This window comes from Geodermatophilus sp. SYSU D01106 (assembly GCF_054049995.1).
The window spans coordinates 33,011-42,967 of sequence record NZ_JBJGYM010000029.1; the positions used below are offsets into that span (position 1 = coordinate 33,011).

General features: G+C 76.4%; 8 protein-coding genes. 2 read left to right on the forward strand and 6 right to left on the reverse strand.

Going from position 1 to position 9,957, the window contains the following annotated elements:
• Window positions 1-41 precede the first annotated feature (41 nt).
• Complete coding sequence (locus ACI78R_RS21600; protein WP_073419826.1) at window positions 42-1,175, reverse strand: carboxylate-amine ligase; 1,134 nt, start codon at window positions 1,173-1,175, stop codon at window positions 42-44.
• Window positions 1,176-1,311: 136 nt separating this feature from the next.
• On the opposite strand from ACI78R_RS21600, the gene ACI78R_RS21605 reads away from it, so the two are divergent.
• The gene (locus ACI78R_RS21605) at window positions 1,312-2,175 is read left to right on the forward strand and encodes a hypothetical protein (protein ID WP_457042230.1); all 864 of its coding nucleotides are present in this window, start codon (window positions 1,312-1,314) and stop codon (window positions 2,173-2,175) included.
• A 13-nt stretch (window positions 2,176-2,188) separates the two neighbouring features.
• Here the strand turns inward: ACI78R_RS21605 and ACI78R_RS21610 are convergent, their stop codons facing one another.
• The 3 genes from ACI78R_RS21610 to ACI78R_RS21620 form a co-directional block, all read right to left on the reverse strand.
• On the reverse strand, window positions 2,189-3,334 hold the full coding sequence (locus tag ACI78R_RS21610; RefSeq protein ID WP_457042231.1) for an Rv2578c family radical SAM protein: 1,146 nt from the start codon (window positions 3,332-3,334) through the stop codon (window positions 2,189-2,191).
• A gap of 143 nt (window positions 3,335-3,477) precedes the next feature.
• A complete protein-coding gene (locus ACI78R_RS21615) occupies window positions 3,478-3,957 on the reverse strand; it encodes an Lrp/AsnC family transcriptional regulator (RefSeq protein WP_073419827.1) in 480 nt (159 codons plus the stop codon).
• Window positions 3,932-5,071 (reverse strand): M24 family metallopeptidase, encoded by a 1,140-nt coding sequence (locus tag ACI78R_RS21620; protein WP_457042232.1) that lies wholly within the window; start codon window positions 5,069-5,071, stop codon window positions 3,932-3,934. Before ACI78R_RS21620 ends, ACI78R_RS21615 begins: the two co-directional genes overlap by 26 nt.
• Before the next feature lie 76 nt (window positions 5,072-5,147).
• Here ACI78R_RS21620 and ACI78R_RS21625 point away from each other — a divergent pair, with 76 nt between their 5' ends.
• Window positions 5,148-6,065 carry a 5'-3' exonuclease gene (locus tag ACI78R_RS21625; protein WP_454555105.1) on the forward strand — a complete coding sequence of 306 codons (918 nt, stop codon included), beginning with the start codon at window positions 5,148-5,150 and terminating at the stop codon, window positions 6,063-6,065.
• A gap of 24 nt (window positions 6,066-6,089) precedes the next feature.
• Here ACI78R_RS21625 and ACI78R_RS21630 read toward each other — a convergent pair whose 3' ends face one another.
• Window positions 6,090-6,749: a DUF4333 domain-containing protein gene (locus ACI78R_RS21630; protein WP_457042233.1), complete on the reverse strand. Its 660-nt coding sequence runs from the start codon at window positions 6,747-6,749 to the stop codon at window positions 6,090-6,092.
• Between the two features lie 118 nt (window positions 6,750-6,867).
• Window positions 6,868-9,714, reverse strand: a complete 2,847-nt coding sequence (locus tag ACI78R_RS21635; RefSeq protein ID WP_073419830.1) for a DEAD/DEAH box helicase — start codon at window positions 9,712-9,714, stop codon at window positions 6,868-6,870.
• Window positions 9,715-9,957 lie beyond the last annotated feature (243 nt).

Consider the following 9,957-nt stretch of genomic DNA (forward strand, 5'->3'; position numbering starts at 1 on the left):
GGCGGGACGATAACCGGCGCCCCTGGGCGGTACCTGGGCGGTCAGCGGACGACGGTCAGGTCCGCCGCCGCCCGCACCACCGCGGCGAGGTCCCCGGTCTCGCGGTGGACGCGGCGCTGCAGGTCGGCGCCGGTCCCGCGCTCCAGCACCGCGTGCACGCCCTCCTCGACCCGCCGCCGGTCCCCGGAGGCATCGAGGGCCTCCCCGACGTGCGCCAGCAGCGCGGCGACGACGTCCGCGGCGGGCGCGGGCCGCCCGGTGAGCGGGGAGACCAGCTCGCCGGTGGTGCCCGAGCGGCCGGCGCGCCAGGCTGCCACCCGCAGCACCTCGCCGCGCACCGCCGGGGCCGGCCGCCCGGCCCGCCACTCGGCCGCGGCGGTGTCCACCAGCGCCCGCACCAGCCCGGCGTGCGTGACGGCGTCCTCCACCCGCAGCGCCACGTCGGCGACCCGGACCTCCACCGTGGGCCAGCTGCGGGACAGGCGGGCGGCGAAGTAGACCTGGCCGGCGTCGACGATCGTGCGGGTGGCCACCAGGTCGTCGACGACGCGGGCGTAGGTCGCGGCGTCGCCGAACAGCTCCGTGGGACCCGAGGAGGGCCACCGGTCCCAGGCCTGCGAGCGGTAGCTGGCGTAGCCGCTGTCACGCCCCAGCCAGAACGGGGAGTTGGCGGTGAGCGCCGTGAGCACCGGCAGCCACACGCGGATCCGGTCGAGGACGGCGACGCCCTCCTCGTCGCCGTCGACCGACACGTGCACGTGGCAGCCGCAGGTGAGCTGGTCGGTGGCGATGAGCCCGAAGCGCTCCTCCATCTCGGCGTAGCGCTCGCCCGGCGTCGGCTCGGGGTCGACGGCGACCGGGGAGCTCGCCAGCGCCGCGACCCGGGCGCCCACCGCGCGCGCCGCAGCGTCGGCCCGGCCGCGCCAGAAGCGCAGCTCCCGCGTCACCTCGTCGAGGCCGGTGCACACCCGGGTGCCGAGCTCCACCTGCTCCTGCTTGAGCTCGGGCACCAGGTGGCCGGGCCGCTCTCCCGGGCCGTCGTCGCGGTCGTGCTCCTCGGGCGTCTGCCCCTCCCCCCGGCGGGAGGCCACCGCGAGTGCCTCGGGTCCCCGCGGCACCGGCCTCCCCGACGGGTCGACGACCAGCAGCTCCTCCTCGACCCCGACCGTGCGCACCGGGACATCCTCACCGCGCCCGGTCGCCCTCGCTCCCCGGTGTCGTCGGTGTTCCCGGCGCCGGAGGCGCCGCTGCGGGTCCGACCACCAAAGTGGGCACGCATTTTGTTAGGGATAACGGGGTAGGATGGTCGCCGTGAGCCGCACCTGGCAGGGCCCGCTCCCCGAGATGCCGTCGGTCCCGGCGGCCCGTGCGTGGCAGCGGCTGGTGCCGCCCGAGGGCTACGCCGTCCAGTGGCGCCGCCTGGTGGACGCCGCGCTGGAGCTGGGACTGGGCCCGGAGGAGCTTGCCACCGGCGGCATGGACGACGTGGCCGCGGCGCGCGGGTGGAAGCCCGCGACCGTGACGCTGTACAGCAAGGTGGCCCGCTACGGCGGCGTCCCGCTGCCCACCCCGCCGACGCCGGAGCCCGATCCCCGCACGCTCGACCTGAGGCCCCTGTGCGAGGTGCGCAGCGAGCAGCCCGAGCACCTGCGCACGGTCGTCTGGTGCGCGATCGCCCTGCACTGGCCGGCTCCGGTGGGCACGTTCCGCGACCTGCGCCGCGAGCAGGTGCACCCGACCGCCCGCCGGCTGGTGGTGCGCACCGAGGACGGCGAGTGGTCGGTGCCCGGGGCGCTGCGGGCCTGGCACGCCTGGGAGGACGTCCGCAACCGGTTCCCGGCCCTGGAGCGCAGCCCGTGGGTGCTGCCGGCCCTGCGCCGCGGCCCCGGGTTCTCCTCCGAGGTGGGCGGCCGGCTGTCCAGCCAGGCGCTGCAGGTGACCTTCGCCAAGCACGCCGTCCGTACCGCGCTGCACCTGCGCGGGACGACGACGGGCGGCGGGCGAGCCCGGGCGGACGCGCTGGCCGCCGTCTACGAGACGCTGTCCTACGACTCCTTCCGCCGCCTGGCGCTCGCCGGGGGCGCCGAGCCCGTGGCCGCCCGCGGCGCGGTGCGCGCCGAGCGGGCCGCGCGGGCGAACAAGGCCGCCGCGGCCTCGCCGGCGCCCGGGCGCTGAGCCGCGCCGGGCGTCAGATCAGGGCGAGCTGCCCCGGGACGGCGTCGTCGCGCGCGGGCGCCCGTCCCCTCCCCCGCCGGGCGGGCGCGGGTGCCGCGGGGCGGGCGGCGGGCAGGCTGCCGGCCGGGAAGCTCGCCTCGTCGTCGCCGGGGACCCCGGACGGCGCCTCCCCCGGCACGCCGCGCGCCCGGCCGCCCGAGTGCCCGTCGAGGCCGTGGCGGCGCAGCAGCGGCGCCACCCGCTCGGCCAGCCACGTCCGGTACTCCGCGGGCACGTAGGCGCCGCCGCGGTAGAGCTGCCGGTAGCGCGGGACGAGCGCTGGGTGCTCGCGGGCCAGCCAGGCCGAGAACCACTCCCGGGCGCCGGGGCGCAGGTGCAGCGGCACGACGGTCACCCCGGTGGCGCCGGCGGCGGCCACGGCCTCCAGGGCGGCGTCGAGGTCGGCCAGCCGGTCGGTGAGGCCGGGCAGCACGGGCGCGAGGAACACCCCGCACGGCAGGCCGGCGTCGGTGACGGCGCGGACCAGGTCGAGCCGGGCGCGCGGCGAGGGGACGCCCGGCTCGAGGCTCGCGTGCAGGTCGTCGTCCCAGATGGCCAGCGAGACGCCGAAGCCCACGGGCACGTCGCGCGCGGCGGAGGCCAGCAGCGGGACGTCACGGCGGGCCAGCGTGCCCTTGGTGAGGACCGAGAACGGTGTCCCGGAGTCGGCCAGGGCCCGCATGACCCCGGGCATGAGCCGGTAGCGGCCCTCGGCCCGCTGGTAGGGGTCGGTGTTGGTCCCCAGCGCCACGTGCTCGCGCCGCCACGAGGGCTTCGCCAGCTCCCGGCGCAGCACCTCGACGAGGTTGGTCTTGACGACGATCTGGGTGTCGAAGTCGCGGCCGCTGTCCAGGTCCAGCCACTCGTGCGTCTTGCGAGCGAAGCAATAAACACATTGATGGAGGCAGCCCCGGTACGGGTTGATCGTGTAGCCGAAGGGCATCCGCGAACCGTCGGGCACCTTGTTCAGCGCCGACCGGGACAGCACCTCGTGCAGCGTCACACCCGGGAACTCCGGCACCTGGACGCTGCGCAGCAGGCCCCGCGCGCTCGGCATACCCGGGAGCAGCCCGCCGTCGTCGGCGTCGAGCCGCTGCCCCTCCCACCGCACGGGACCCATGCGAACACACGTTCGACGCAGGTGTCCAGTCGGCGCGCCCCTCCCCCGGCAAACGCGTTTTCCCCCGCATCGACGAAGTCGGCGCAATGTTGGGGATAACGGTCGTACGGAGAGCAACGGCGTCGGCGACCACCACCGGGAGCTCAGACGGGCGGGCGGTCCTCGTAGAAGGTGGACAGCACGACGGTGGTGCGGGTGCTGACGTTCGCCGTCGTGCGGATGTCGCGCAGCAGCTGCTCCAGCGCCTCCGGTGAGGCCACCCGCACCTTGAGCAGGTAGCTCTCCACCCCCGCCACCGAGTAGCAGGCCTCGATCGCGTCGAGGTGCACCAGCTTCCCCGGGGCGTCGTCGGCCTGCGCCTGGTCCAGCGGGGTGATGGCCACGAACGCCGTCAGCCCCCGCCCGAGCAGCCGCGCGTCGACGGTGGCGCGGTAGCCGGTGATCAGCCCGCGCTGCTCCAGGCGGCGCACGCGCTGGTGCACCGCGGACACCGACAGGCCCACCCGCTCGGCCAGCTCGGTGTAGCTGGCGCGCCCGTCGCGGGCGAGGGCGGCCAGCAGCCGGCGGTCGACGTCGGGGGCCGGCTCCCCGCCCGCCTCAGCCGGGGAGGACGACGAGCCCACGGGGACCGTTGTTCAGGACGCGGACGCCCTCGTCGGTGCAGACCACGATGTCCTCGATGCGCGCGCCCGCGCGCCCGGCGAGGTAGATGCCGGGCTCCACGGAGAACGCCATGCCGGCCTCCAGCGGCAGGTCGTTGCCGGCGACGATGTAGGGCGCCTCGTGGGTGTCCAGGCCGATGCCGTGCCCGGTGCGGTGGATGAAGTGCCCGCCCCAGCCGGCCGCGGCGATCCGGTCGCGGGCGACGGCGTCGACCTGCTCGGCGGTCACGCCGGGGCGGACGGCGGCCACGGCGGCCTCCTGCGCGTCCTGCAGCACGGCGTACCACCCGGCGGTCTCCGCGTCGGGCTCGCCGCCGACGACGTAGGTGCGGGTGCAGTCCGACCGGTAGCCGGTGGGCGTCTCCCCGCCGATGTCGACGACGACGACGTCGCCGGCCTGCACCACCCGGTCGGAGAGCTCGTGGTGCGGGCTGGCGCCGTTGGGGCCCGAGCCGACGATGGTGAAGTCGACGGCCACGTGCCCGTCGGCGAGGATCGCCGCGGCGACGTCGGCGCCCACGGCGGCCTCGGTGCGGCCCACGCGCAGCCACTCCCCCATCCGCGCGTGCACCCGGTCGATGGCGGCGCCGGCGAGGGCGAGCTCCTCCACCTCGGCCGGCGTCTTGACCATGCGCAGCCGGTCGAGCACCGGCGTCGCGAGCTCCAGCACCGACCCGGGCAGCGCCCGGTGCACCCCGAGGGCGTGCTCGGCCCACGTGCGGGCGCCGACGGCGACCCGGCGGGGCGCCGTCCCCAGCCGGGCGGTGACCTCCCGGGCGACGACGGCGAACGGGTCGTCGGTCTCGTCCCAGGCGTGCACCTCGAGGCCCAGCGCGCCGGCCGGGGACGCGTCGACCATCGGTGCCTCGAGGCGCGGCACGACCAGCAGCGGCTCCCCGGCGCGGGGCACGACCAGCGCGGTCAGCCGCTCCATGGCGTGCGCGGCGTAGCCGCACAGGTAGCGCAGGTCCGACCCCGGGGTGAGCACCACGGCGTCGATGCCGAGCTCCTCCGCGACGGCGCGCGCGGCGTGCACGCGGTCGATGCTGACGAGGGCCCCCGCGCTGTCTCCCACGTCCGGACACTAACCCCGGGCACCGGCAGGACCGGACGGGGTTTCCCGGACCGTTACCGTCCCGGCCGTGACGACGATGCTGCTCGACGCCGCGAGCCTCTACTTCCGCGCGTTCTACGGCGTCCCGACCAGCGTGACCGCACCCGACGGGCGGCCGGTCAACGCCGTCCGCGGGTTCCTCGACATGACCGCCCGGCTGCTGACCGCGCACTCCCCCACCCGGCTGGTGGCCTGCTGGGACGACGACTGGCGGCCGGCGTTCCGCGTCGAGGCCCTGCCGTCGTACAAGGCGCACCGGCTGTCGCCCGAGGGCGGGGAGGAGACACCCGACGAGCTCGGCCCGCAGGTGCCGGTGCTGGTCGACGTGCTGGCCGCGGCCGGCATCGCCCGGGTCGGGGCGCCGGGCTACGAGGCCGACGACGTGATCGGCACGCTGGCCACCCGCGCCCGCGGGCCGGTCGACGTCGTCACCGGCGACCGCGACCTGTTCCAGCTCGTCGACGACGCCCGCGGCGTGCGGGTCCTCTACACCGCCCGGGGCATCGCCGACATCGAGGTGGTCGACGAGGCGGCGGTGACGGCGAGATATGGCATCCCGGGGCGGGCCTATGCCGACTTCGCGGTGCTGCGCGGCGACCCGAGCGACGGGCTGCCCGGGGTGGCCGGGGTCGGGGCGAAGACGGCGGCGGCGCTGGTGACGGAGTTCGGCGACCTGGCCGGCATCCGCGCGGCCGCGGCCCGCACGGTCGTGCCGAAGGCGCCGCTGACGGCGGCGGTGCTCAAGCGGCTGGCCGCGGGCGCGGACTACCTCGACGCGGCGCCCGTGGTGGTGGCGGTGGCCCGCGACATCGACATGCCCGCCGTCGAGGGGGCGCTGCCCTCCCGGCCCGCCGACCCGGCGGCGCTGGCGTCGCTGGCCGACGCGCACGGCCTGCGCTCGTCGCTGGGCCGGCTGGGCGCGGCCCTGGGCTGGCCGGCCGACGTCCTCGACTGAGTCCGCCGGCCGGTCCTCAGCCGGTCAGGACGTGACGTCCCAGGTGTAGGCGGCGGAGTCGGCGTCGGTGATCGCGACCTGCAGCGTCACGTCCTCGTCGTCCTCGGTGACGCCGCTGCACTCGTAGGTGGCGCCGTTCTCCACGACCATCTCCTGGTCGCAGGTGACCTCGATGCCCACGCCGAAGGTCTCGGTGAACTGCTCGGCGATGTCCCGCTCGGCGCGGCCGGCGTCGAGGACGTCCTTGCCGAGCACCAGCGGCAGGATGATCGCCGCGGCGATGACGACGACGGCGAGGGCCACCAGGCCGATGACCAGCCCGGTGCGGGACTTCTTCGCCGGCGGCTGGCCGAAGCCGCCGGGCTGCCCGTAGGGGCCCTGCTGCCCGTACTGGCCCGGCTGCCCGTACTGCTGGCCGTAGGGCTGCTGCCCGTACTGCTGACCGCCGTACTGCCCCGGCTGCCCGTACTGGCCGGGCTGCCCCTGCGGCTGGCCGTACTGCCCAGCCGGCTGGCCGTACTGCCCACCCGGCTGGCCGTACTGGCCCGGCTGGCCGTACTGCCCACCCGGCTGGCCGTACTGGCCGGGCTGCCCGTACTGGCCCGGCTGCCCGGGCTGCTGGCCGCCGTACTGCCCCGGCTGCCCGTACTGGCCCGGCTGGCCACCCTGCGGTGGGTTGGTCATCGTCGCTCCTGGTCGATCGCGCGCCGCTCCCCTGACCGTGCGTCACGGGAGCGGGGCGATTGTGCACCACCCCGGCCCGGTCGCGGCCCGTGCGCGCCGTGCGCGCGCCCCGCCCGGGTCACCCGCTGACCGCGACGGCCACCACGCCGCGGCGGATGCGGCCCACCGCCGCCCGGGCCACCCCGGCCACCGCCTCGTCGGCGACCTTGGCCAGCTGGTCCAGGACGTCGAGGAGCTGCCGCGCCCAGCGGACGAAGTCGCCGCCGGAGAGCTCCGTGCCGGCCTGCTCGGCGCCGGCGAGGACCCGGTCGAGGGTCTGCCCGTCGGCCCACCGGTAGGCCGCCCACGCGAAGCCGAGGTCCAGGTCGCGGGTGGCGGGGATGCCGCGGTCGAGCTCGACGTCCTGCAGGCGGGCGCGGATCCGGCGCATCTCGCCGATCGCCGCGGCCACCTGCCCGGCGGGGACCGCCGGCTGTCCGGGGGTCTCCCGCCGCGCCTCGAACACCAGCGTGGACACCACCGCGGCGAGCTCGGGCGGGGTGAGCCCGCGCCAGGCGCCGGCGCGCAGGCACTCGGCGATGAGCAGGTCGCCCTCCGACCAGATCCGCGCCAGCCGGCGTCCCTCGTCGGTGACCCGCGGGACGTCGTCGACGGGCGTGGGCTCCTCGGTGTCGGCCGGCACCAGCGGCACGACCTCCGGCACCAGGTAGCCCAGCTCCTCGAGGACGTCGCAGGTGCGGTCGAACTGGCGGGTGAGCGAGCCGGTGCGCTCGGCCATCTTGCGGTGGGTGGCCTCGGCGTCGGCGACCGCGCGCAGGTACCGCTCGGCGAAGCGCACCCGCTCCTCCCGGTCGGGCAGGCCGTGCACCGGGTGGTTGCGCACCGCGCGGCGCAGGTCGTGCAGCACCGGGTCGTCGGCGGCGGCGGAGCGCTGCTTGGTGCGCCGGGCGCCCAGGTCGTTCTCCAGCCGCGCGGTGCGCAGCGTGGCGGCGAGGTCGCGGCGGGCGTGCGGGCTGCGGTGGTTGAAGTTCTTGGGCACCCGCACCCGCGCGAGCGCGGTGACCGGCGTCGGGAAGTCGATGCTGGCCAGCCGGCCGGCCCACTTGTCCTCGGTGAGCACCAGCGGCCGCGGGTCGGCGAGGTCGGTGACGCCGGGGTCGAGGACGACGGCGAGGCCCTGGCGCCGCCCGGAGGGCACCCGGATGACGTCGCCGGGCCGCAGTGCACCGAGCGCGTCGGCGGCCTCGATGCGGCGCTTGGCCGCCGAGTCGCGGGAGAGCTCCTTCTCCCGGTCGGCGATCTCGCGGCGCAGGCGGGCGTAGGCGAGCACGTCGCCGCCCTCGGTGCTCATCTCCGCGGCGAACTGCTCGGCGTCCCGCTCCGAGCGGGCCGCCTGCCGGGCCAGCCCCACGACCGACCGGTCGGCCTGGAACTGGGCGAAGGAGGAGGCGAGCAGCTCGCGGGCGCGGGCCCGGCCGAAGGAGCCGACGAGGTTGACGGCCATGTTGTAGCTGGGCCGGAAGCTCGAGCGCAGCGGGTAGGTGCGGGTGCTGGCCAGCCCGGCCACCACGGCCGGGTCCACCCCGGGGGCCCAGACGACGACGGCGTGCCCCTCGACGTCGATCCCGCGGCGGCCGGCGCGGCCGGTGAGCTGGGTGTACTCCCCCGGCGTCACGTCGACGTGCGCCTCGCCGTTCCACTTGACCAGCCGCTCGAGCACCACGGTGCGGGCGGGCATGTTGATGCCCAGGGCCAGGGTCTCGGTGGCGAACACCGCCTTGACCAGGCCGCGGACGAAGCACTCCTCGACGGTTTCCTTGAACGCCGGCACGAGCCCGGCGTGGTGGGCGGCGATGCCGGCGAGCAGGCCCTCGCGCCACTCCCAGAAGCCGAGGACGTGCAGGTCCTCGTCCGGCAGGCTGCCGGTGCGCTCGTCGACGATGCGGGCGATCTCGGCGCGCTCGGCCTCGTCGGTGAGCCGCAGGCCCGACTGCAGGCACTGGGCGACGGCGGCGTCGCAGCCGTTCCGGCTGAAGATGAACGTGATCGCCGGCAGCAGCCCGGCGCGGTCGAGCCGCTCGACCACCTCGGGCCGGGCCGGCGGGCGGTACCGCGGCTTGTGCCAGTCCCGCTCGCGGCGGGAGCCGCCGTTGCCGCCGCCCCAGCTGTCCAGGCGCCGCTCGTGCTCGCGGACGTAGCGCACCAGCTCGGGGTCGACGACGCTGGCGCCGCGGTCGCGGGTGGACAGCGTGCGGGGCGTCTCGCCCTGCTCGGCGGCGTGCGCGGCCGGGCGCAGGCTGAACAGGTCGAACACCCGGCTGCCCACGAGCATGTGCTGCCACAGCGGGATGGGGCGCACCTCGCTGACGACGACCCTCGTGTGCCCGCGGACGGTGACCAGCCAGTCGCCGAACTCCTCGGCGTTGCTCACCGTCGCCGACAGCGACACCAGGGTCACCGACGGCGGGAGGTGGATGATCACCTCCTCCCAGACCGCGCCGCGGAACCGGTCGGCCAGGTAGTGCACCTCGTCCATGACGACGTAGCCGAGGCCGGCGATGGCCGGGGACTCCGCGTACAGCATGTTGCGCAGCACCTCGGTGGTCATCACGACCACCGGGGCGTCGCCGTTGATGGCGTTGTCGCCGGTGAGCAGGCCGACCCGGTCCTCGCCGTAGCGGTCGACGAGGTCGTTGTACTTCTGGTTCGACAGCGCCTTGATCGGCGTCGTGTAGAAGGCCTTGCGGCCCTCGGCCAGCGCCTTGTGCACCGCGAACTCGCCGACGACGGTCTTGCCGGCGCCGGTGGGCGCGCACACCAGCACGCCGGAGCCCTCGTCGAGCGCCTCGCAGGCCTCGACCTGGAAGGGGTCGAGGGAGAAGCCGAGGTCGGCGGTGAAGTCGGCGAGGGTCGGGTGCGCGCTGCGCCGCCGGGCAGCCGCGTACCGCTCGGCGGGACTGGACATGCGATCCACGTTAGGCGCTCGCGCGGCGGGGCTCAGATCGGAGCGTCGGCGCTCCTCCCCCGCGGCGGGTGACCACCATGTGCGTGGGCTGGGCAGTTAGGGATAACGGTTCGACGTGCGTGAACGCCGTCCTGGCTCACCGGAGCGGGGGGGGGGGGGGGGGGGGGGGGGGGGGGGGGGGGGGGGGGGGGGGGGGGGGGGGGGGGGGGGGGGGGGGGGGGGGGGGGGGGGGGGGGGGGGGGG